Source organism: Coprobacillus sp. AF33-1AC (assembly GCF_003475785.1).
Taxonomy (GTDB): Bacteria; Bacillota_I; Bacilli_A; order Erysipelotrichales; family Coprobacillaceae; genus Faecalibacillus.
In genome coordinates this window covers 1-21419 of sequence record NZ_QRQB01000025.1, presented here as the reverse complement: position 1 = coordinate 21419, position 21419 = coordinate 1, and the positions used below count along the sequence as shown (strand labels likewise).

The window sequence follows — 21419 nt, the reverse complement described above, 5'->3', positions numbered from 1 at the left end:
TGGTACAGTAATGAGGATTTTGAACTAGATGTTTGATAGATTTTATAACTTGTTTCTTGTTATATAAAAAATAATGTGGTTTATTGCTTACTTTTTTGGCTATTTGTCTAGGTATACTAGATTATCAAGTTTTAATGTGTTATTCTTTATTATAGAACTTAAAATAAGGAGAGAGTTTAATATGTGTAAATTTGATGTTAATGACTATAAAAATATGATTTGTTTGTTGGATACTTGTATAGATGATTATCTTTATTTGATTGACATCAAAAATGATACATATTTTATATCTCCTCATGCTATGAAAAGGTTTAAAATACCAAGTTATGAATTTTCTAATCCTATTGAAGTTCATAAGCAATTTGTTTTTTATAAAGATTATGATGGTTTGGTCTTAGATTTAAATAAACTGATAAAGAAAGAAAAAGAATTTCACAGTTTAAATTATCGTTGGTTAGATCAAAAGAATCTTCCTATTTGGATAAATTGTCGTGGACGAGCAATTTGTGATGAAGATGGAAATGTGAATTATATTATAGGGTGTGTTAATGAAATTGGTAAATCACAAATGGCTGATAATGCTAGTGGTTTGCTAAGAGAAAATACTCTTAGAAATCTAATTCTTCCTCTTAAGGAAAACTATAGCCAAGGGTTTATTTTACGATTAGGTATTGATCATTTTAAACTAATTAATGAAAAATTCGGTTTAAAATATGGGGATTATATCTTAAAGGAAACAGCTAAATGTTTAAGAAAACATCTAGCTAAGCATCAACATCTTTATAAAGTTGTTGGTGATGAATATATCATTATTGATTTGGAAAGTAGACAAGAAGAAGCGATTTGTCTATTTAATAATATTAGAAATGAAATTTCGCAATTTATTGAATCAATTAACTATAATGTCTATTTTACGATTTCTGCAGGTATTTTGCTTTTTGAAGATTATCCAACTAGCAGTTATAATACAATGATGAAATGGAGTGAGTTTGCTTTAAATAAGGCTAAGAAAGAAGGCAAAAATCGCTATTATGTATATAATGAAGCTGATTACCAAGTTGCATTGAGAAAAACAGAATTAACAAAGATATTACATAAAGCTGTTAAAGATAATTTTGAAGGATTTGAAGTTTATTTCCAACCAATTATTGATGTCAATAAACTTGTTTTTTACAGTATGGAATCATTGTTGCGTTTTCATTGTGATGAATTTGGAACTGTTTCCCCAGGTGAGTTTATTCCTTTGCTTGAAGAAAGTAATCTTATTATTCCGGTTGGCAAATGGGTTTTAGAAAAATCTTTGCAAGCATTGGTTGAGTTAAAAGATTTATGCCCACATATTTTGGTACATGTTAATTTATCTTATGTTCAGGTTTTAAAATCACAGGCATTAGATGATATTATTGACATAATTAATCAATATCAAGTAGAAAAAAATCGACTTGTTATTGAACTTACGGAAAGTGGCTTTGTAAAAAGTGATGAGTATTTTTCTAGGTTTTGTAAAAAAATAAAAGATCGTGGTATACTGCTTGCCATTGATGATTTTGGAACAGGTTATTCTAATTTTCATTATATTTATAAGTTAAATCCAGACTATATTAAAATTGACCGTCAACTCATGAAAAATGCACTTACTAATGAATATGAAAATATATTATTATCTTATATTATTGATATGATTCATGGTGTTGAAGGGAAAATTTGTATCGAGGGAATTGAGAAAAAGGATGAACTTAATCGCATATTAAAAATGAATCCGGATTATATTCAAGGTTTTTATTATTCTCGTCCTTGTTCTCTTGCAAAATTAAAGGAAAAAATAAGACGAAATTTTGTCTTGTTTTGTGAGTAAAAACTTATTCGTAAAGGAATAAGTTTTTTCTATTATAGAAATCTTAATATTTGTAAAAATATCTATGTTATAATTCGTTAACGAGTGGAGGAAAAATATGGAATATAAGTTGATAGCCTTTGATATGGATGGTACTTTGTTAAATTCAAATAAAAAAATTTCAAAAAGAACATTAGAAGCAATTGATGATGCAGTTTCTAAAGGAAAAATTGTTATTTTAAATACAGGTCGTAATCCGGCAGAATTACAAGAGTTTTATGATGTTTTACCTAAAGTACGCTATTTAAATTGTGTTTCTGGAGGTTTGGTTTATGACCGCTATGAAGATGAAATTATTTTTAGTCAATGTATGGATATTGACACAATTAAACAATTATTTGAGATTACATCTTTAGAAGATACTTTTATACATATTCTTACAAAGAAATCAATTGTTCAAAAGGATAAAGTTCCTCGAATGGATCATTATTTGATGGGAGTTTATCAAGAAATGTATGAACGTGTAACTGATAAATACGACGATTTAAAGAAAACTTATTTTGAAAAACCATTTCCAGTAAATAAGTTTAATGTTTATCATACTGATAGTAAGGCAAGACAACGCACTATTGAACGAATCACTAAGCAAAATTTACCTGTTGAACTTGCTAAAGCAGAAGAAAGCTCATTAGAAATAACAAGTAAAGGTATTCATAAGGGAATAGGTCTAAAAAAATTATGTGAGCATTTAAATATTCCTCTACAACAAACTGTTGTTGTTGGCGATGCACATAATGATGTAGAAGCATTAAAAGTTGCTGGAAAGGCTATTGTGATGGCTAATGCCAGTGATGAAATAAAGAAATATGCAGATGAAATTGTAAGTGATTGTGATCATGATGGTTGCGTCGAAGTTATCTATCAATATCTATTAGGATAAAAAAGAGATTTCAAAATCGGAAATCTCTTTTTATAATATATAAGGGGAGTTGATAAGATGTTAAAAATTGATTACCAAAAAAAACTAACAATTATGGATTTTACTGGTATTTACGAAAATGAAAATTTTTATAAACATGATGATTTGAATTGGGTTGATTGTAGAAATATTGAAGGTGTTTATGGTTATTGTAGTCAAGAAGCTAAAAGGAAAATTAAAGAATGTATAAGGGATTATGGACCTTTTGGTATTCATTTTATTGATTCTGGTAATTTTCATTATATAAGTGAATTATGGATTAATAAAATTAAACAAGATTTTGTTTTGGTTGTATTTGATCATCATAGTGACATGGTTAAACCATTGTTTAGTGATATTTTAAGTTGTGGGTCGTGGATTATGGATAGTTTGAAATATCGTCAACATTTAAAGAAAGTCATTTTAATTGGCATTGATCCATCCCAAGTTAAGCTCATTGATAGGGAATATTTAGATAAAATCTATTATTTAGTTGATGATGATTTAGAAAACCGTGATGTTTGGAATGATATCGATAGACTTTTAAGAAAATATCCAACTTATGTATCTATAGACAAAGATGTTTTAAGTAAACAAGTGATTCATACAGACTGGGATCAAGGAAAAATGAGAGGGATTGAATTAAAAATGATTCTTTATTATTTGTTTGTTAATAGTCAAATAATAGGTATTGATATTTGTGGTGAGTGTGCAAATGAAATTAATCATTTAAAAGAAATTAAAACAGATGATCATCTAAATCAGTCTATCCTTTCATTTTTAAAAAAAGAAATGAAAAGATAAAAGATCTACTCAATTAGACAAATTCTATCTTTGATAATTCATATAATGTTATTGCGGAAAGGATATGAAAATATGAATGTAAAAAGAGGAGAATTATATTATGCTGATTTAAGTGATGGCGTAGGAAGTGAACAGTCTGGAATTAGACCTGTTATTATCATCCAAAATGATTATGGAAATCGTTATAGTACAACGACAATTGTTTCACCTTTGACATCGTCTAAAAAAAAGCGGATGCCAACGCATATACTTATTCATTCTCGTGATGAATTGAAAGGTAACTCTATTGCTTTGTTAGAACAAATGCGAACAATTGATAAAGTGAGACTGATAAAAAAAATAGGTGAATTAACACCGGAAGAAATGAAGAAAATAAATAAATGTATTAAAATTAGTTTAAACGTTTGAATACATAATTAAGGAGATGAACTCATCTCCTTTTAATTATATATAAATTGTATATTCATTATATCAATTAGACATTTTTTATTCATGCACAAAAGTTTTATACTATACAGTGTTAAAGGAATCAAGCATGCATGATAGCCATTAACGATGGAGGAATTAAAGTGAACAACGAGCGAATCCGTGACAAAAGATATTTAGATAAAGTTATGTCACCAAGTGATGCCGTTAAGTTTATTAAGCCTAATATGACTCTAGGAGTCAGTGGGTTTACCATTGCTGGTTATCCAAAAGTTATCGCAAAAGAATTAGGAAAACGTGCTGATGCCGGCGAAAAATTAGACTTAACAGTTTATTCGGGAGCATCATTAGGTGAAGAGTTTGATGGCGAATTGGCACGTAAGGGTGTTTTAAAAGCAAGAATGCCATATCAGACAAATAAAGATTTACGTAATCAAATTAATAAAGGTGCTATTTCTTATTATGATGTGCCATTAGGTCAAATGCCTTTATGGGTAAAAAACAATTATTTAAATCATATTGATGTTGCTATTATTGAAGCAACGGCAATTGACGAAAATGGTAATATTATTCCAACCACATCTGTAGGGGCTTCTAATACATATGTTCAATATGCTGATAAAATTATTATTGAAGTAAATACATATGTTCCAGCGAGTATGGAAGGTGTACATGATATTTATTCACCGGAAAAGGTGCCTAATACTAAACCTATAAACATCGTAAAAGTTGATGATCGTATTGGAACAACTTATATACCATGTGATTTTAATAAAGTTGTTGCAGTTGTATATAGTGATATTCCTGATAATGGTAGAAAAGTGGCACCAGTTGATGATGAATTTAAAATGATGGCATCAAATCTTATTGATTTTTTACATGAAGAAGTTAAAAAGAATAGATTACCAAATCCATTACCACCACTTCAAGCAGGTGTAGGAAGTGTATCTAATGCAGTTTTAAAAGGACTGAAAGATTCTGATTTTGAAAATTTAACAGTTTATTCGGAAGTGTTACAAGATTCAATTTTTGATTTGATAGATGCTGGTAAAGTTAAATGTGCATCTGGTACATCACTTACCATTTCAAAAGAACATCGCGATGAATTTTTTAAGAATTTCAATCGTTATAAAGACAAAATTATATTAAGACCACAAGAAATCAGTAATCATCCAGAAGTAATTAGACGACTAGGAGTCATAGCCATTAACACTGTTATTGAAGCCGACCTTTATGGTAATACAAATTCGTCATATATTGACGCATCAAGATTAATGAACGGTGTAGGTGGTTCAGGTGATTATTGTGAAAATGCTGGATTATCAATCTTTATTACTAAATCTACAGCAAAAAATGGATTACTTTCTTGTATTGTTCCTCAAGTGAGTCATGTTGATCATACTATTCATGAAATTCATGTGTTAATAACTGAACAAGGTGTGGCTGATTTAAGAGGATTAGATCCAATTGAACGTGCAATGACAATAATTGATCATTGTGCTCATCCAAAGTTTAAAAAATCATTATATGAATATTTACAAACTGCCATGATTACAAGTGAATATCACGAAAATCCGGTTAATTTAAAGGCAGCATTTGATTTTAAGAAGTATAGAAAATAGGGGGAAATAAAAATGGAAGATGTAAACAAAATGATAGATGAAATGGTAGCAAAAGCAAAAAAGGCACAAGTAGAATTTGAATCATTTAGCCAAGAACAAACTGATGCTATCGTTAAAGAAATTGGTAAGTATGTTTATGATCATGCTGAAGTTTTAGCAAAAAGAACAGTAGAAGAAAGTAAAATGGGAGTTTATGAAGACAAGGTTGCTAAATGTAAAGGTAAATCTAAATGTATTTGGAATAGTTTGAAAGATAAAAAATCTGTTGGAATTATTGATAAAGATGAAGAAAATGGTATTTATCGTGTTGCTAAAGCAAAAGGTCTTGTTGCTGCTGTTACTCCTGTAACTAATCCGGTTGTTACACCAATGTGTAATGCGATGTTTGCTTTAAAAGGTCAAAATGCAATTATTATTGCTCCTCATCCAAGAGCAGAAAAACTTAATAAAGATTTAATTGATGCTTTCCGTCAAATTTTGAAAAATCATCATGCTCCTGAAGATTTGATCCAAACAATTGAAAAATCATCGATTGATGCAACTAATGATCTCATTAAAAAAGTAGATGTCGTTGTAGCTACAGGCGGTGCTGGTATGGTTAAATCAGCATATTCAAGTGGTAAACCTGCATTAGGTGTTGGACCAGGGAATGTACAAACTATACTAGATCGTGACATTGATTTTGAAGATGCTGTAGAAAAAATTATTGTAGGTCGTACATTTGATAATGGTATTATTTGTTCAGGTGAACAAAGTGTTATGATTCCAAAAGAAAAATATGATGAAGTCATTGAATTATTTAAAAAACATGGTGTTTTCTATGTAGAAGATAGTGAAACTGCAAAGAAATTTGCTGATACAATCTTCCCTAATAATGGACCAATTAATCGTCAAGTTGTTGGACAAAGTGTACAAACTATTGCTAAGTTAGCAAATGTGGAAGTACCAGAAGGAACACGTATGATTTTGATTAAAGCACGTCATTTAGATAAATCTGAACCATTAACTCGTGAAAAAATGTGTCCAGTTATGATTAGTGCTCCATATGATACATTTGAAGATGCTGTTGCTCAAGCTCAAGGAGATTTAAATATTGAAGGTAAAGGACATACCGCATCACTACATAGTCATAATTTACAACATATTGAATATGCTGGTGAACATTTAACTGTAAGTAGATTAATTATTAATCAATCTTCTTCAACCGGTGCTGGAGGAAGCTTATATAATGGATTTGCTCCAACTACTACACTTGGATGTGGTTCTTGGGGAAATAACAGTATTTCTGAAAACTTAAATTATACACATCTTATTAATGTTTCACAAATCGGTTTCTATAATAAAGATAAAAAAATCCCAACTGATGAAGAGATTTGGGCATAGTGAAAGAAGGAAATTATATGCAACAAATTATATTTGAACCGGAACTTTATAAATTTAAGACAGTACACGAATTTCTTGAAGAATTTAAATTAACTGAAGATGATTTGATTCTAACAAACCAATATATCTATGAGCCATTCTTTAAAAAGGAAAATTGTCCAGCTCAGACAATTTTCCAGGAAAAGTTTGGAACAAGTGAACCTACTGATGTGATGGTTGATGCAATTTTAAAAGAGGCTTCAAAAAAACCATACAATCGAGTTATTGCCATTGGTGGAGGAAGTGTTATTGATATTGCTAAAGTAATGGCTGTATCAAATGGAGAAAATGTAGATGAATTATATGATCATAAAGATCAACTAGAAAAGCAACATTTCTTAATTATTATCCCTACTACTTGTGGTACTGGTAGTGAAGTGACTAATATCTCAATTATTAATCGTACTAGATTAGGAGTAAAAATGGGCTTAACTTCACCAAATTTATTTGCGGATCAAGCAATACTTATTCCAGAATTGCTTACTACTTTACCTTTTAAAGTATTTGCAACAAGTTCAATTGACGCTTTAGTACATGCAGTTGAATCAAGTCTTTCTCCAAAGGCTACAGAATATACTAAATTATTTGGTTATAAAGCAATTGAAATGATTATTAAAGGATATCAAAAGATCATTGCCGAAGGAAAAGAAATATTACCAGAATTAATGGATGATTTTTTAACGGCAAGTAATTTTGCAGGGCTCGCTTTTGGTACAGCAGGATGTGCTGCTGTACATGCACTAAGCTATCCTCTAGGAGGAACATATCATGTTCCTCATGGTGAAAGTAACTACGCAATGTTTACGGGTGTTTTGAAAAATTATAAAGAAATTAAGAGTGATGGTGAGTTAGATAAGATGGAAAAATATCTTTCAAACTTATTAGGTTGCGAACAAAATCATGTTTATGATGCTTTGGAATATTTGCTAAATCATATTCTTCCTAAAAAACCATTACATGAATATGGAGTAACAAAAGAAGATTTAGATACATTTACTGATAGTGTTCTACAAACTCAAGGAAGGTTAATGGCTAATAATTTTGTTCCACTTGATCGAGCTAGAGTTTACAAAATTTATAGTGAGTTGTACTAATAATAAAACCCATTGGTTAATCCAATGGGTTTTATAACATACTGATATCTTTATTCATTCCTGTTAAATGCATATACTCATTTTTTACATTATTAAGTAATTGTAAAAATGACCACTCAATATTTGTTTCTGTAACAATGGCTTTTAAAGGAATAAAGGGAATGTTGGCTTTTTGGAATATTTGTAATAAAACGTCAACTTGTTTATCGTCAAATCCAGAAAGAACCATCATTTCATCTTGAGGAACTTCTTTGATTTTATCAGTCGATCTTTTATAATCACTGTTTCCTAAAAGATAGCCAACTGGATTCATTAAATCTTTTGTTTTAACGATAACAACTTTTACATCCAGTTTTTTTAAAATAGAAATCATTGCTTTACCAGGTTCGGTTTTGTCTATGTTATATAATAATACAGTCTCTTCCATAATATCTCCTCGCTGATAACTAGATTATCACATTTAACTTCTTCTAGCAACTGTGATACACTTGATAGTGGTGATGAAAATGAAAGAATTATTGGATATTGTTGATGAATTAGGAAATCCTACCGGTAAAGTTGTTGAAAGAGAAATAGCACATCAAAAAGGGATTAGACATCGTACATCTCATGTATGGTTAGTAAGAAAAAGAAATAATAAGGTACAAGTTCTATTACAAAAAAGAAGTCATAATAAGGATTCATTTCCTGATTGTTATGATATTTCTAGTGCTGGACATATTCCTGCGGGACAAGATTATGCTGAATCAGCGTTAAGAGAACTTTATGAAGAACTGGGATATCGAGCAAAATCAGAAGATTTAATTTATTGTGGAAAAAGAAGTTTTCGTCTAGATGAAAATTTTCATCATCGAGAATTTCATGATTTTCAAGTATCAGCAATTTATATGATATGGTTGGATTTACAAGAAACAGATTTTAGATTACAAAAAGAAGAAGTATCAAGCGTAAAGTGGCTAGATCTAGATGAATGTATGCAAGCAGTAAAAAATAATACAATCAAACATTGTATTTATCTTGATGAACTCGAGATAATTTATAAAAAAATCATTGACATTCATACTGCAAAATAGTATTATTTTATGGCAATAAATGATAGCAGCACATAGAGTTTTAAGTTATGCGTTAATATCATCATGATTGTAGAGTACCTAGCTGCAATGGGAAATACTTAATATTGACACATTTTAAATGATCTATGAATGTTATTGTTTTATGCAAATAAAACAATACGGAGGAAAGAAAGAATGGCTCGTTATACAGGACCACAATGGAAATTATCACGTCGTTTAGGATTCTCTACTTTAGAAAATGGTAAAGAATTAAACAGAAGAGCATATGCTCCAGGTGAACACGGACAAAAAAGAAAAAAACAAACTGAATATGGATTACAATTAGCTGAAAAACAAAAAGTAAGACATATGTATGGAGTTAATGAAAAACAATTCCATAACACATTTAAACAAGCTGGTAACATGGAAGGTATCACTGGTTATAACTTCTTATGTTTATTAGAAAGAAGATTAGACAATGTTGTTTACAGATTAGGTTTTGCGCCAACTAGAAGAGCTGCAAGACAATTAGTAAACCATGGACATTTCTTAGTAAATGGTGTTAAAACTGATATCCCATCATTCAGAGTTAATATTGGTGATGTTATTTCAGTTAAAGAAAAATCATTAAACTTAGCTGTAATTAAATCTAGTTTAGAAAACAAAGTTGCAACTCCTGCATTCGTAGAAGTTGATGAAAACAAATTAACTGGTAAATTAACTCGTTTACCTGAAAGATCTGAATTAAACCAAGAAGTTAATGAAGCATTAATTGTTGAATACTACAACAGAATGGGATAATTTGATTATTCTTTCAAACTCTTCACTTATGTGGAGAGTTTTTTTTGCGAAGAGATAGTTTTTTGTAGAACCTGTTATCTAATTTTGATATAATAGATAAGAAAGAAAAATAAGGAGGTCTTTTATGTCGGATAGTAAAGTGTGTATAGCTTTAGACTTTAAAACTAAAGCAGATGTTGAAAACTTTTTAAAACAATTTGAAGGTGAAAAATTGTATGTAAAAGTAGGAATGGAATTGTTTTATGGACAAGGAATTGAAATGGTAGAAATGATCAAAAAGATGGGACATAAAATCTTTTTAGATTTAAAATTACATGATATTCCAAATACAGTAAAAAGCGCAATGCGTCAATTAGCGAAACTTGATGTAGACATGATCAATGTTCATGCTTCAGGTGGTGTCGAAATGATGAAAGCAGCTATTGAAGGTTTAGAAGAAGGTAAAGTTGGCGATAAAAGACCACTATGTATTGCTGTTACATGCCTTACATCTTTAGACCAAGATGTTTTAGATAATCAACTTTTAATCCATGAGCCATTAGATCAAGTTGTTTTAAAATGGGCTAGCAATGCTAAAGAAGCGGGGTTAGATGGTGTGGTTTGCTCACCATTAGAGTCAAAAATTATTCACGATCATTTAGGAGAAGATTTTTTAACAGTAACACCAGGTATTCGCTTAGCTACAGATAATGTTAATGATCAAAAACGTGTAACAACTCCTGCTATGGCAAGAGAATTAACTTCTAGTTATATTGTTGTAGGACGTACTATTACAGGTTCAAATAATCCTGTAGAAACATACAAAAAGGTATATCAAGATTTTCAAGGTTAAGGAGAAATAAAATGGAAGAAAACAAATTAATTGCTAAAGATTTACTAGATATTAAGGCAGTCTTTTTAAGACCAAATGAACCATTTACATGGGCAAGTGGTATTAAGTCACCAATCTATTGTGATAACCGTTTAACTTTATCTTATCCTCGTGTAAGAAAAGATATTGAACAAGGATTAGCTGATTTAATCAAAGAAAAGTTTCCAAATGCAGAATGTTTAATGGGTACAGCAACAGCTGGTATTGCTCATGCTGCATTAGTCGCTGATATTTTAGACTTACCAATGGGTTATGTACGTGGTGGTGCTAAATCTCATGGACGTAATAATCGTATTGAAGGTGAAGTTAAAGAAGGAATGAAAGTTGTTGTTATTGAAGACTTAATTTCTACTGGTGGTTCTTCTCTTGAATGTGTTCAAGCTTTAAGAGATGCTGGATGTGAAGTTGTTGGGCTTGTTGCCATTTTCACTTATGGTTTAGAAAAAGCAACTGTTAATTTCGAAAATGCTAACTGTCAATATGCAACTCTTACTAACTATGATACGTTAATTGAAGTTGCTAAAGCGCATGATTATATTAAAGAAGCAGATATGGAAAAATTAAAAGCTTGGAAAGTTGATCCAAGTGATGAATCTTGGATGAATAAATAGTTTTTATAAGACCTGAATGTTGATACCACAACTGGAGGGTTTTTTCTTTTTATTTATATTGTATTTTTTATGTGGTATAATTATAATGCTATGTAGAAGTTTTTTGGAGGATACATATGATAAAAAGTATTAAATATGTTTTAAAAGAAAATTTCTCAAATCTATATCGTATTTATTGTATTTCAAAATATGAATTATTATCAGATATGAGAGATTCAAGATTGGGTGTTTTTTGGAATTTTGCGAATCCAGCAATTCAGATAATTACATATTATTTTGTTTTTGGTTTAATAATGAATAGAAAGGCTGTAGGAAAGATTCCTTTTATTCAATGGATGTTATGTGGAATGGTTGTATGGTTCTTTATAAGTCCTTGTATAACAAATGGAGCTAATGCGATTTATTCTAAACGTAATGTTATTACAAAAATGAAATTTCCAGTTTCGGTTTTACCTGCAACAGTAGTTGGAAAAGAATTATTTAATCATTTTTGTTTAATGTTGATACTGGTTACTTTTTTACTAACCCAAGGAATTATGCCTTCACTTTATTGGCTTGAATTGATATATTATCTTTTTGCTACAATTTGTTTAACAGTTTCACTTGCAATGATTACTTCGGTGTTAAATATGTTAGCACGTGATACGAGAAAGCTTATTCTTGCTTGTATGCGTTTATTACTCTATTTAACACCTATCTTATGGCCGATTTCTCGTTTACACAAATTTGGATGGCAAATGGCTGTAAGATATATTATGAAGGCAAATCCAATTTACTACATTGTCTGTGGCTATAGAGATTGTTTCTTGTACCATCATGGTATTTTATTTTACTGGAAACAGATGTTATTTTTCTGGGTATTTGTGATAGTTATTTTCGCTATAGGTAGTGCTATGATGTATAAATTCAAACATAAATTTATTGATATGATTTAGGTGATAACGATGAAAGATTATGCAATTAAATTTGAACATGTTTCAAAAATATATAAATTAAAGAAAAAAAATGACGGAAAATCTAAAAGTGCTATCACGCAAAGATTTTATGCATTAAAAGATATCTCATTTGAAATACCCAAAGGAGAAGTTGTAGGAATATTAGGAACAAATGGATCCGGAAAATCAACATTATCCTTAATTTTAGCAGGGATTAGTCAAATTGATGAAGGTATAATGGATATTAATGGTGAACAAGCATTAATAGCAATTAATACCGGATTAGACATGCAATTAACAGGTTTAGAAAATATTAATGTAAAAGGGGCACTTTTAGGGCTTTCTAAAAAACGCATTCAAGAGATTACAGACGGTGTTATTGAATTTGCAGAATTAGGGGACTTCTTATATCAGCCTGTGAAAAAATATTCAAGCGGGATGAAATCAAGATTAGGATTTTCTATCTCCTTATATTTAAATCCTGATATTATTATTGTTGATGAAGCCTTATCGGTTGGAGATAAAGGATTTGCTCAAAAATGTTTGGATAAAATGAATGAATTAAAAGATGAAGGTAAAACCATTATTTTCATTTCCCATTCATTACCTCAAGTGCGTGGCTTTTGTAAAAAAGCAATGTGGATAGAAGGCGGAAAATTAAAAAGGTATGGTGATGTTCAAGAAGTTTGTGATGAATATGCAGAGTATGTTGATTTTTATAACGGATTGACAAAGAAAGAAAAAGCAAAAATGCGAGATGAGAAATTTGCTCAGCGTATTGTCGAACATCCACAAATTGGTTTTTGGGAAAAACTATTAGATAAATTAAAAAGGTAGGAGATTAAAATGAAAAAAGTAATAACTTATGGTACATTTGATTTATTTCATGTTGGACACCTTAATATTATCAAGAGAGCTAAAGCATTAGGGGATTATTTAATTGTTGCAGTAAGTAGCGATGCTTTTAATGCTCAAAAAGGAAAGAAAGCTTATCATAGCGATAAGGATCGTAAAGCTATTCTAGAAGCGATTCGTTATGTTGATGAAGTGATTTATGAAGAATCATGGGATCAAAAGATTAGAGATGTTCAAGAACATGATGTTGATGTTTTTGTTATGGGTGATGATTGGAAAGGTAAATTTGATTTTCTAAAGGATTATTGTGAAGTTGTCTATTTACCTAGAACAGAAGGTATTTCAACAACAAAAATTAAAGCTGATTTAAAAGATTAATATCGAGGAGGGGTAAATGTGAAATTAAGTATCATTGTTCCATATGATGGTTATCCTCATTATTTAGTTGATTGTTTAGCAAGTATTGATGAACAAAAGATAGATGATTATGAAACATTATTATTAGTTAATGAAAATCATGAGGAAATAAATGAGTTAATTGAACAATATAAAAATAAAATTCATTTAAATGTTATTGTTTGTGGTGAGGTATCATCAGTAGCAACAAAACGTAATATTGGCTTAAATGAAGCAAAAGGGGAATATATTTATTTTTTAGATTGTGATGATTATTTATTAAAAGATTCACTTTCTCTATTAATTGATGAAGCAAAGGAAAATAATGAAGATTTAATTTTAGGTCAAAGAAGAATAACATGGTTTAAAAAACAAGTTTTTGAAACTATGGGTGATGAAAAAAATGATGAACTGGATTTAAAAGATAAAGATCATGATCGCCATGAAAAATTTATAGAAAAAGATTATAGTCAATGCGATCAGCCAATTCATCAAAGGATGATTGATGAATTAATAAGAGGAAAAAAAGGGTTTAAAAATGTATCTGTTTTAAATATATTAATTAAAAGGAATTTAATTGATCAACATCATTTACGTTTTAATGAAGATTTTAAATATTATTGTGATTTTCCTTTTGTAATACAACTTGTACAGTATGCACAAAGTTTTTTTAAGATTAATCAAACAACGTATATTAAAAGAAAACATAATGATCCGGTTAATGCACCAGCATTATCACAAATTAAAGACCCTGAACATAAATTTGATGAATTTATTGATGTATATCGTTATTCTATTCATTTAGTTGATTACCAAAGTCCTTTACGTTATTATATTGATTCTAAAATTGTTAAGTATTATAGTAATTACTTTGCTAAGAAAATAAGACGTAGTTTAGATGATAAGTGGCGTGAAGAACGTTTTGAAACGATGGCGTCATTATTGGATGAAGTAAGAGATGACTTATTAAAAAATATTTCTCGTTATCAACGAAAAATGGTTAAATTGGCAAGAAAACGTGATTTAAAAACAACAAAAGTAGTCATTGCTCGTCATTTGGCCAAAAGAAAAGCAAAAATGGTTCTAAAAAACAAGAATGAACTTAATAAGTATTTATACCGTCATAAATATATTAATGAACCAATAGAAGAAAACTGGATTATGTTTGAAACTTTTATGGGAAAAAGTTATGCAGATTCTCCGAAATATATTTATGAATATTTAGCTAAAAATTATCCAGGAAAATATCAGTTTATATGGGTATTAAATGATAAAAATACAAAGTTGCCTTATGAAGGCATTGTTGTAAAAAGATTTACTAAGAAATATGCTTATTATTTGGCTAAATCTAAATATTTTGTTTTTAATATTCGTCAACCGTTATGGTTTAGAAAACGAGAAGGTCAAGTGTTTTTAGAAACATGGCATGGAACACCATTAAAAAGACTTGCTTTTGATCAAGAAGAGGTAACTGCAGCTTCACCAACATACAAAGCTCAATTTTATCGTCAAAAACAAGAATGGGATTATCTTATTGCAGCTAATCATTTTTCAAGCGAAATTTTTAAAAGTTGCTTCATGTACGATGGCAATATGCTGGAAATTGGCTACCCTCGTAATGATTTATTGTATAATCCTAATAAAGATGAAATTGCCAGAAAGTTAAAAGAAAAATTAAAAATACCAACACATAAAAAAACGATTCTGTATGCTCCTACTTGGAGAGATGATGAATATTATGGAAAAGGTCAGTATAAATTTAAATTAAAACTAGATTTAGAAATGATGAAAGAAAAACTAGGTGATGAGTATGTAGTGTTATTAAGAACACATCATTATATTGCAGATGCTTTAGATATAACTGGTTTAGAAGATTTTGCTTTTAATTTAAGTAAGTATGATGATATTACAGAAATTTATTTAATTTCGGATATTTGTATTACTGACTATTCTAGCGTGTTCTTTGATTATGCAAATTTAAAACGACCAATGTTATTTTATACTTATGATCTAGACAAATATAGAGATGTTTTAAGAGGTTTTTATATTGATATGGAAAAAGAATTACCTGGTCCTTTATTGTTTACTACAGAGGCAGTCATTGATGCTCTTATGAATATTGATGATTTATCTGCTAAGTATGCACATCGATATCAATTATTTTATGATAAATTCTGCTCAATTGATGATGGTAATGCATCAAAAAGAGCGGTTGAGGCAGTATTTAAATAAGGGGAATGACCCCTTATTTTTTAAAAGGAGGATTTTTATGATAAGGTTCGTTAAAAATTTTTTAGGAAAAGCAATTAAAATATGTTATCGACTTGTGTATCGTTTTGTACCATCAAATTCTAAAACTGTTTTATTTATTGCATTTCATGGAAGAGGATATTCAGATAATCCTAAAGCGATTTATGAATATATGAAAAGCCAACCAGAATTTCAAGATTATCATTTTATTTGGGCTATAAAAAACCATCGTAAAAAGAATATAAAGATATCAGGTGCTCAAATCATAGAATATTTTTCAATACCTTATTTTTATTATTTGGCACGCAGTCATTATTGGGTTGTCAATTGTAAATTACCAGGATATGTTTTAAAAAAGCCAAACCAAGTTTATTTGCAAACATGGCATGGCACACCACTTAAAAAACTAGCATATGATATAGAAGTACCTAAGGGGACAACCTTTTATCGTAGCGGTATGAGTGAAGAAAGTATGCATGAGACATATGCACAAGATGTAAAAAAATATAATTATATGATTTCACCAAGTCGTTTTACAACAGGAGTATTTCAAAGCGCTTTTAGGATTAATAAAGAGCGTCTTATTGAAACGGGTTATCCTAGAAATGATATTTTGTCATTATATAGCCAAGAAGATATTATTAAAATAAAAAAAGAATTAGACATACCTTTAGATAAAAAGGTGATTTTGTATGCACCAACATGGAGAGATAATAGTTTTGTCGCTAAGGGGTATACATTTAAATTAGAAGTTAATTTTGATCAATGGAAAAAAATCTTAGGGAACGATTATGTTGTTATTTTTAAACCACATTATTTAATTGTAAATGATTTTGATATGAGTAAATATAAAGGTTTTGTCTATCCAATCGAGCCAAGTCAAGATATTAGTAGTCTTTATTTGATCTCGGATATTTTAATTACTGATTATTCTAGTGTATTCTTTGATTATGCTATTTTAAAACGACCAATATATTTTTATATGTATGACATAGAACAATATCGAGATCAACTAAGAGGATTTTATTTAGATATTTATCATGATTTACCTGGAGAAATTTTAGATAATGAAGATGATTTGCTTACAAAAATTGTAGAACAAGATTATGATTATCATAAACTAGAATCTTTTAATCAAAGATTTAATAATCATGAAGATGGATATGCATCTAAGCGTGTTGTAGATATCGTATTTAAGTAGGTGATGTCATGAAAATAAAAAAGATTGTTTTAAATATTATATTAGGATTTATTAACATCTTTGTAAAATTTAAAAAGATTAATCCTCGTCAAGTTGCTTTTGTTTCACTTGAAGCTCATTATTTGGATTCGGATTTGAAACTTATTTATGATGAATTAAAAAAAGATCCAACGATACAAATAAAAAAAGTGTTAATAAACTATGATAAAAAAACGCTTATTAACAACTTTCTTTATATGCTTAATTGTATAAAACAAATTTATATTATTAACACCTCTCAAGTTGTATTAATTCGAGATAACAATTATGTTATTTCAAAATTTAAAAGACCAGGCGTGATTGTTATTCAAGTATGGCATGCTTGTGGTGCGATAAAAAAATTTGGCAATGTCATCAAAAGAGAGTACCTTATTAATAATTATGATTATGTTATTGCAAATAGTGATTATTGGAAAGAACCTTACAGTCAGGCATTTCATGTTAATAAAAGTCATGTTCTCACAACTGGTATTCCAAGAGTTGATCATTTGTTTGATCAACATTATCTTGAAAAAACAAGAAAGAAACTATTTGAACAATATCCTCAGTTGATTAATAAAAAAATAGTTCTTTATGCACCAACGTTTAGAGGCAATATTTATCAAGGATTTAGAAGTATTGACTTTGATGGCAAGAAACTGTTGGAACAATTACCCGATGATTATATATTACTATATAAATTTCATCCATTATTAAAAATCAATCATATCTGCTATGATGATAAGAGAATTTTCAATATGAATGAAGAAGATACGCATGATTTATTTACTATTGCTGATTTTTTGGTTTCTGATTTTTCATCAATTATTTTTGATTTTTCTATATTAGAAAAACCAATGTATTTTTATGTTCCAGATTTAAATGAATATTTAGATTCTTTAGGATGTTTCGTGGATTATCAAACAATGCCAGGACCTATTTGTTTTGAATTAGAAGAATTAGCTCGTGCCATTTTAAATCATGAAAGTGGAAATATTGTAGAGTTTAAAAACAAATTTTTTAAATATCAAGATGGTCAAAATACAAAAAGAGTTGTTCAATTGATAAAAGAATATGTAAAGGACGTGTAAAATACACGTCCTTTGTTACTTAATACTTTCTAAATAAGGTATCACATCGTCTAAAGAATTAACAATTAAAGTTGTTTTTTTCTTAAATTCGGGTTCGGGATATTTCATATCAGGAACACAGATAACTTTTATATTTCCGCTATATGCAGCTTGAATACCCGCTTCACTATCTTCTAGTACTATGGCTTGTTGAGAATCTACATTTAGCTTTTGACAAGCTGTGAGAAATATTTCGGGATGAGGTTTTCCATGAGTAACTTCATCACCACAAATGATATCATCGAAGAATTGATAAATACCAGCGTTATTTAAAATTTTATCAACTCGATTACGAGCACTGCTTGTTGCTACAATGGTTTTATAATTATGTTCTTTTAAATAATGAAGTAATTCAGTAAGTCCTTTTTTAATAGGTACTTCTTGTTCTAGTCTTTCATCAATAGCAACATGGACATCATCCCATACCTCTTTCATTGGAAAATCTTGACCAAAATTGTCATAAAATACTTGGCAGATTCCTTGCTTGTTTTTTCCTAAACATTGACGATACGTAGGTTCATTAAATGAATATCCAAGTTGTGATAGTTTTTTTACATATTCTTCATAAGTGACTCTTTCGCTATCGATCATTAAACCATCCATATCGAATATTACGGCTTTAATCATTATATCAACTCCTTTAACGCTATTATCATAACATAAGCTTTGAAGTATTGAAGTTGTTTTCAATTCTTGAAAGAATAATCTTTAAATTTATACATAAGTTATTTTAGGAGGGTAAATATGATTAATAGGGGAGATATTTATTACGCTGATCTTTCGCCTGTGATGGGAAGTGAGCAAGGAGGAGTAAGACCGGTACTTGTTTTACAAAATAATAAAGGAAATAAATATTCGACAACAGTGATTATTGCACCAATTTCATCTAAACTAACAAAAAATCCTATTCCTACTCATGTTATTATTCAATGTGATTCACTTGAAAAAAAATCAGTGATTTTATTAGAACAAATCCGAACTATTGATAAAATCAGATTTCAAGAGAAATTAGGTACTTTGAGTGATTATTTTATGCGTAAAGTGAATGACGCAATTAAAACAAGTTTGGATTTGAAATAGTTTCCAATAAGTTAGATATTTGTTATAATGTCTACATTGGAGGAATATTATGAATATTTTAGATATTAAAGCTAAAGCTGAAGATGCTTTATCACGTCAAAAAAATTATATAAATGTTCTTATTTTTATGGGAATATTTCATATAGTTATTACAACATTATGTTCATTATTTACTGGAACAATTGGAACGGTAGTAAGTCTTATTTTATGGATTGTATTTTTGCCTTTTGAACATGGATACATAGTGTCATCTTTAAAATTAGTCAACAATTATGATGATCAATTGGATGTTCAAAAGGATGGACTTGTTAGCTTTTATCGTTTTAAAGAATTATTTTCAACTTATTTTATTTATAATTTTTTACTTGTAGTTATTGAAATTATTATTGTGATTTTTTTATTGCTTATTGGATTAGTTATTATTCCAAAAAGTCAAATATTAGATTTGAAAGATGCTTTTTCACAAATGTTAACAATGTTACCTTATGCTAATGGTGTTTCTTCTATGACATCACAAGTTTCTATGAATATTGATGGATTAGCTTCTATTGCTTCATATTTGGTTTTAATTGGATTTGTTCTTTTGGTAGTTACTATTTACTATGTTACTGCATTTAGTTTAACACCTTATATTTTAGAAAAATATAAATTAACAGGTTTTGTAGCGATGAAGGAATCTTATCGATTAATGAAAAATAATAAATGGACATTAATCAAATTATATTTATCATTTATTGGGTGGCTTTTGGTATCAGTAATTTTTGTCAACATTATTTCTATACTATTATCAATATTTCCTTTAGGTATCATAACAACTTTAATAACAAATATTATTAGTGTTTTTATTGCAGTTCATTTGGTAGATGCTAAATTATATACTTGTTTAGCAGTCTTTTATGAAGAAATTGACTATGCTGATAAGAATGTAGGTAATCAAGAATAAAGGGGTTTTATATGGATAATCAATTTGCTGGACAACTTAATGGTAAACAAAAAGCTTGGGGTTTTATTGTTTTATTACCTTTGTATTTTTATGTAATTCCTGCAGTTGTTAATTTTGTTATATATATGTTGGTTAAATATGGTGTTTTACCTGTTGATCAAAATATGCTGGGTGTTTATTTGAATCTTTTTTCGGGTTTATTGTCATTGATTTGTGCCTATGTTATTTTCAAAGATTTTATTAAAGATAATTTTATAATGTTTAAGGAGCATTTGTTCGAAAATGTTGCCTGGTCCATGACATTTGGGATTGCTAGTGTTTATATATTTTCAATTGTTGCTAATATCATTATTAATTTATTGATAGATACATCATCACACAGTGCAGCAAATCAAACATTATTTGAAACTTACTTAGGTAGTAGTATGTTATGGATGATAGTACAATCGGTAATTATTGCACCTATGTTAGAGGAATTTATATTTAGGGGTCTTATATTTAGAACTTTAAGGAAATATAATAAAGTGTTGGCACATATTGTCTCGTCATTTGTTTTTGGATTTATTCATATATATACTGGATTGTTTGCAGGCGATTTGAGCCAATTAGCTTACTTATTTTCATATGGATTGATGGGATTTGCATTTTCTTTAGCGTATGAAAAAAAAGGAACAATTTTTGTTCCTATAACAATTCATATGTTAAATAATTTTATAGCAGTTGCTATTATAGTATTTCAAAGTATATTTCATTAGTCTAAATCAATTGATTTAGACTTTTTTGATACGAGGAGAAATAAGAATGAGAAAAATTAAAAAAAATCAAGTATATCGTCATTTTAAAGGTAAATTCTATTTTGTGGAAGATATAGCCTATGATAGTGAAACGATGAAGCAAGTTGTGGTTTATCGTCAATTATATGATGATAAACAACTCTTTGTAAGAAGTCTTGAAATGTTTTTATCACCAGTTGATCATGATAAATATCCTCATGCTCAACAAAAATATCGATTTGAGGAATATGATTTTGATAACAAAAAACAAGCTTAATTAGCTTGCTTCTTGTTTGGAGTATTTAAAATAATCTGATATTTTAGTTTTAAACAAAAATAGTAT

23 protein-coding genes are annotated in these 21419 nt (G+C 29.0%); 21 read left to right on the top strand and 2 right to left on the bottom strand.

Going from position 1 to position 21419, the window contains the following annotated elements; all coding sequences use genetic code 11:
* The first annotated feature begins 181 nt into the window (after nt 1-181).
* From DWZ53_RS09215 to DWZ53_RS09185, 7 genes are all read left to right on the top strand, one after another.
* A complete protein-coding gene (locus DWZ53_RS09215) occupies nt 182-1855 on the top strand; it encodes a bifunctional diguanylate cyclase/phosphodiesterase (RefSeq protein ID WP_158568233.1) in 1674 nt (557 codons plus the stop codon).
* A 97-nt stretch (nt 1856-1952) separates the two neighbouring features.
* Nucleotides 1953-2774, top strand: coding sequence for a Cof-type HAD-IIB family hydrolase (locus DWZ53_RS09210; RefSeq protein WP_118433746.1), 822 nt, complete (start codon nt 1953-1955; stop codon nt 2772-2774).
* A gap of 57 nt (nt 2775-2831) precedes the next feature.
* Nucleotides 2832-3596 (top strand): arginase family protein, encoded by a 765-nt coding sequence (locus DWZ53_RS09205; protein ID WP_233541872.1) that lies wholly within the window; start codon nt 2832-2834, stop codon nt 3594-3596.
* A 72-nt stretch (nt 3597-3668) separates the two neighbouring features.
* The gene (locus DWZ53_RS09200; RefSeq protein ID WP_118433744.1) at nt 3669-4004 is read left to right on the top strand and encodes a type II toxin-antitoxin system PemK/MazF family toxin; all 336 of its coding nucleotides are present in this window, start codon (nt 3669-3671) and stop codon (nt 4002-4004) included.
* Nucleotides 4005-4135: 131 nt separating this feature from the next.
* A complete protein-coding gene (locus tag DWZ53_RS09195) occupies nt 4136-5644 on the top strand; it encodes an acetyl-CoA hydrolase/transferase C-terminal domain-containing protein (protein WP_118433742.1) in 1509 nt (502 codons plus the stop codon).
* Nucleotides 5645-5656: 12 nt separating this feature from the next.
* Complete coding sequence (locus DWZ53_RS09190; protein ID WP_199589180.1) at nt 5657-7027, top strand: aldehyde dehydrogenase family protein; 1371 nt, start codon at nt 5657-5659, stop codon at nt 7025-7027.
* A 17-nt stretch (nt 7028-7044) separates the two neighbouring features.
* Nucleotides 7045-8160 (top strand): 4-hydroxybutyrate dehydrogenase, encoded by a 1116-nt coding sequence (locus DWZ53_RS09185; protein ID WP_118433780.1) that lies wholly within the window; start codon nt 7045-7047, stop codon nt 8158-8160.
* A 31-nt stretch (nt 8161-8191) separates the two neighbouring features.
* Here DWZ53_RS09185 and DWZ53_RS09180 read toward each other — a convergent pair whose 3' ends face one another.
* The gene (locus DWZ53_RS09180; protein ID WP_118433740.1) at nt 8192-8587 is read right to left on the bottom strand and encodes a DUF3783 domain-containing protein; all 396 of its coding nucleotides are present in this window, start codon (nt 8585-8587) and stop codon (nt 8192-8194) included.
* Between the two features lie 79 nt (nt 8588-8666).
* Between DWZ53_RS09180 and DWZ53_RS09175 the strand changes: the two genes are divergently transcribed.
* The 10 genes from DWZ53_RS09175 (at nt 8667) to DWZ53_RS09130 (ending at nt 18241) form a co-directional block, all read left to right on the top strand.
* Nucleotides 8667-9233 (top strand): NUDIX domain-containing protein, encoded by a 567-nt coding sequence (locus tag DWZ53_RS09175; protein WP_118433738.1) that lies wholly within the window; start codon nt 8667-8669, stop codon nt 9231-9233.
* Nucleotides 9234-9407: 174 nt separating this feature from the next.
* Nucleotides 9408-10013 carry a 30S ribosomal protein S4 gene (gene rpsD, locus DWZ53_RS09170; protein WP_118433736.1) on the top strand — a complete coding sequence of 202 codons (606 nt, stop codon included), beginning with the start codon at nt 9408-9410 and terminating at the stop codon, nt 10011-10013.
* A 124-nt stretch (nt 10014-10137) separates the two neighbouring features.
* A complete protein-coding gene (pyrF, locus tag DWZ53_RS09165) occupies nt 10138-10845 on the top strand; it encodes an orotidine-5'-phosphate decarboxylase (protein ID WP_118433734.1) in 708 nt (235 codons plus the stop codon).
* Nucleotides 10846-10856: 11 nt separating this feature from the next.
* Nucleotides 10857-11495, top strand: a complete 639-nt coding sequence (gene pyrE / locus DWZ53_RS09160) for an orotate phosphoribosyltransferase (protein WP_118433732.1) — start codon at nt 10857-10859, stop codon at nt 11493-11495.
* A gap of 116 nt (nt 11496-11611) precedes the next feature.
* Nucleotides 11612-12430, top strand: coding sequence for an ABC transporter permease (locus tag DWZ53_RS09155; RefSeq protein ID WP_118433730.1), 819 nt, complete (start codon nt 11612-11614; stop codon nt 12428-12430).
* Nucleotides 12431-12439: 9 nt separating this feature from the next.
* Nucleotides 12440-13267 (top strand): ABC transporter ATP-binding protein, encoded by an 828-nt coding sequence (locus DWZ53_RS09150; protein ID WP_118433728.1) that lies wholly within the window; start codon nt 12440-12442, stop codon nt 13265-13267.
* Between the two features lie 9 nt (nt 13268-13276).
* Nucleotides 13277-13663 (top strand): glycerol-3-phosphate cytidylyltransferase, encoded by a 387-nt coding sequence (gene tagD / locus DWZ53_RS09145; RefSeq protein ID WP_118433726.1) that lies wholly within the window; start codon nt 13277-13279, stop codon nt 13661-13663.
* A gap of 18 nt (nt 13664-13681) precedes the next feature.
* A complete protein-coding gene (locus DWZ53_RS09140) occupies nt 13682-15913 on the top strand; it encodes a CDP-glycerol:glycerophosphate glycerophosphotransferase (protein ID WP_118433724.1) in 2232 nt (743 codons plus the stop codon).
* A gap of 37 nt (nt 15914-15950) precedes the next feature.
* Nucleotides 15951-17132 carry a CDP-glycerol glycerophosphotransferase family protein gene (locus DWZ53_RS09135; RefSeq protein WP_369831771.1) on the top strand — a complete coding sequence of 394 codons (1182 nt, stop codon included), beginning with the start codon at nt 15951-15953 and terminating at the stop codon, nt 17130-17132.
* Between the two features lie 8 nt (nt 17133-17140).
* On the top strand, nt 17141-18241 hold the full coding sequence (locus tag DWZ53_RS09130) for a CDP-glycerol glycerophosphotransferase family protein (protein WP_118433722.1): 1101 nt from the start codon (nt 17141-17143) through the stop codon (nt 18239-18241).
* Nucleotides 18242-18256: 15 nt separating this feature from the next.
* On the opposite strand, the gene DWZ53_RS09125 is transcribed toward DWZ53_RS09130, so the two are convergent.
* Complete coding sequence (locus tag DWZ53_RS09125) at nt 18257-18907, bottom strand: HAD family phosphatase (protein WP_118433720.1); 651 nt, start codon at nt 18905-18907, stop codon at nt 18257-18259.
* Nucleotides 18908-19024: 117 nt separating this feature from the next.
* Here DWZ53_RS09125 and DWZ53_RS09120 point away from each other — a divergent pair, with 117 nt between their 5' ends.
* The 4 genes from DWZ53_RS09120 to DWZ53_RS09105 are packed head-to-tail and all read left to right on the top strand — an operon-like array spanning nt 19025 to nt 21353.
* Nucleotides 19025-19360 (top strand): type II toxin-antitoxin system PemK/MazF family toxin, encoded by a 336-nt coding sequence (locus DWZ53_RS09120; protein WP_118433718.1) that lies wholly within the window; start codon nt 19025-19027, stop codon nt 19358-19360.
* 49 nt (nt 19361-19409) lie between these two features.
* On the top strand, nt 19410-20303 hold the full coding sequence (locus tag DWZ53_RS09115; RefSeq protein ID WP_118433716.1) for a DUF975 family protein: 894 nt from the start codon (nt 19410-19412) through the stop codon (nt 20301-20303).
* 11 nt (nt 20304-20314) lie between these two features.
* Nucleotides 20315-21058: a CPBP family intramembrane glutamic endopeptidase gene (locus tag DWZ53_RS09110; RefSeq protein WP_118433714.1), complete on the top strand. Its 744-nt coding sequence runs from the start codon at nt 20315-20317 to the stop codon at nt 21056-21058.
* Nucleotides 21059-21104: 46 nt separating this feature from the next.
* Nucleotides 21105-21353, top strand: coding sequence for a DUF1653 domain-containing protein (locus DWZ53_RS09105; RefSeq protein ID WP_118433712.1), 249 nt, complete (start codon nt 21105-21107; stop codon nt 21351-21353).
* Nucleotides 21354-21419: the final 66 nt, after the last annotated feature.

Bases quoted from the DNA above. Each gene is read 5' to 3' on its own strand.
- DWZ53_RS09215 (WP_158568233.1), top strand. From the start codon at position 182: ATGTGTAAATTTGATGTTAATGACTATAAAAATATGATTTGTTTGTTG.
- DWZ53_RS09210 (WP_118433746.1), top strand. From the start codon at position 1,953: ATGGAATATAAGTTGATAGCCTTTGATATGGATGGTACTTTGTTAAAT.
- DWZ53_RS09205 (WP_233541872.1), top strand. From the start codon at position 2,832: ATGTTAAAAATTGATTACCAAAAAAAACTAACAATTATGGATTTTACT.
- DWZ53_RS09200 (WP_118433744.1), top strand. From the start codon at position 3,669: ATGAATGTAAAAAGAGGAGAATTATATTATGCTGATTTAAGTGATGGC.
- DWZ53_RS09195 (WP_118433742.1), top strand. From the start codon at position 4,136: ATGATAGCCATTAACGATGGAGGAATTAAAGTGAACAACGAGCGAATC.
- DWZ53_RS09190 (WP_199589180.1), top strand. From the start codon at position 5,657: ATGGAAGATGTAAACAAAATGATAGATGAAATGGTAGCAAAAGCAAAA.
- DWZ53_RS09185 (WP_118433780.1), top strand. From the start codon at position 7,045: ATGCAACAAATTATATTTGAACCGGAACTTTATAAATTTAAGACAGTA.
- DWZ53_RS09180 (WP_118433740.1), bottom strand. From the start codon at position 8,587: ATGGAAGAGACTGTATTATTATATAACATAGACAAAACCGAACCTGGT.
- DWZ53_RS09175 (WP_118433738.1), top strand. From the start codon at position 8,667: ATGAAAGAATTATTGGATATTGTTGATGAATTAGGAAATCCTACCGGT.
- rpsD (WP_118433736.1), top strand. From the start codon at position 9,408: ATGGCTCGTTATACAGGACCACAATGGAAATTATCACGTCGTTTAGGA.
- pyrF (WP_118433734.1), top strand. From the start codon at position 10,138: ATGTCGGATAGTAAAGTGTGTATAGCTTTAGACTTTAAAACTAAAGCA.
- pyrE (WP_118433732.1), top strand. From the start codon at position 10,857: ATGGAAGAAAACAAATTAATTGCTAAAGATTTACTAGATATTAAGGCA.
- DWZ53_RS09155 (WP_118433730.1), top strand. From the start codon at position 11,612: ATGATAAAAAGTATTAAATATGTTTTAAAAGAAAATTTCTCAAATCTA.
- DWZ53_RS09150 (WP_118433728.1), top strand. From the start codon at position 12,440: ATGAAAGATTATGCAATTAAATTTGAACATGTTTCAAAAATATATAAA.
- tagD (WP_118433726.1), top strand. From the start codon at position 13,277: ATGAAAAAAGTAATAACTTATGGTACATTTGATTTATTTCATGTTGGA.
- DWZ53_RS09135 (WP_369831771.1), top strand. From the start codon at position 15,951: ATGATAAGGTTCGTTAAAAATTTTTTAGGAAAAGCAATTAAAATATGT.
- DWZ53_RS09130 (WP_118433722.1), top strand. From the start codon at position 17,141: ATGAAAATAAAAAAGATTGTTTTAAATATTATATTAGGATTTATTAAC.
- DWZ53_RS09125 (WP_118433720.1), bottom strand. From the start codon at position 18,907: ATGATTAAAGCCGTAATATTCGATATGGATGGTTTAATGATCGATAGC.
- DWZ53_RS09120 (WP_118433718.1), top strand. From the start codon at position 19,025: ATGATTAATAGGGGAGATATTTATTACGCTGATCTTTCGCCTGTGATG.
- DWZ53_RS09115 (WP_118433716.1), top strand. From the start codon at position 19,410: ATGAATATTTTAGATATTAAAGCTAAAGCTGAAGATGCTTTATCACGT.
- DWZ53_RS09110 (WP_118433714.1), top strand. From the start codon at position 20,315: ATGGATAATCAATTTGCTGGACAACTTAATGGTAAACAAAAAGCTTGG.
- DWZ53_RS09105 (WP_118433712.1), top strand. From the start codon at position 21,105: ATGAGAAAAATTAAAAAAAATCAAGTATATCGTCATTTTAAAGGTAAA.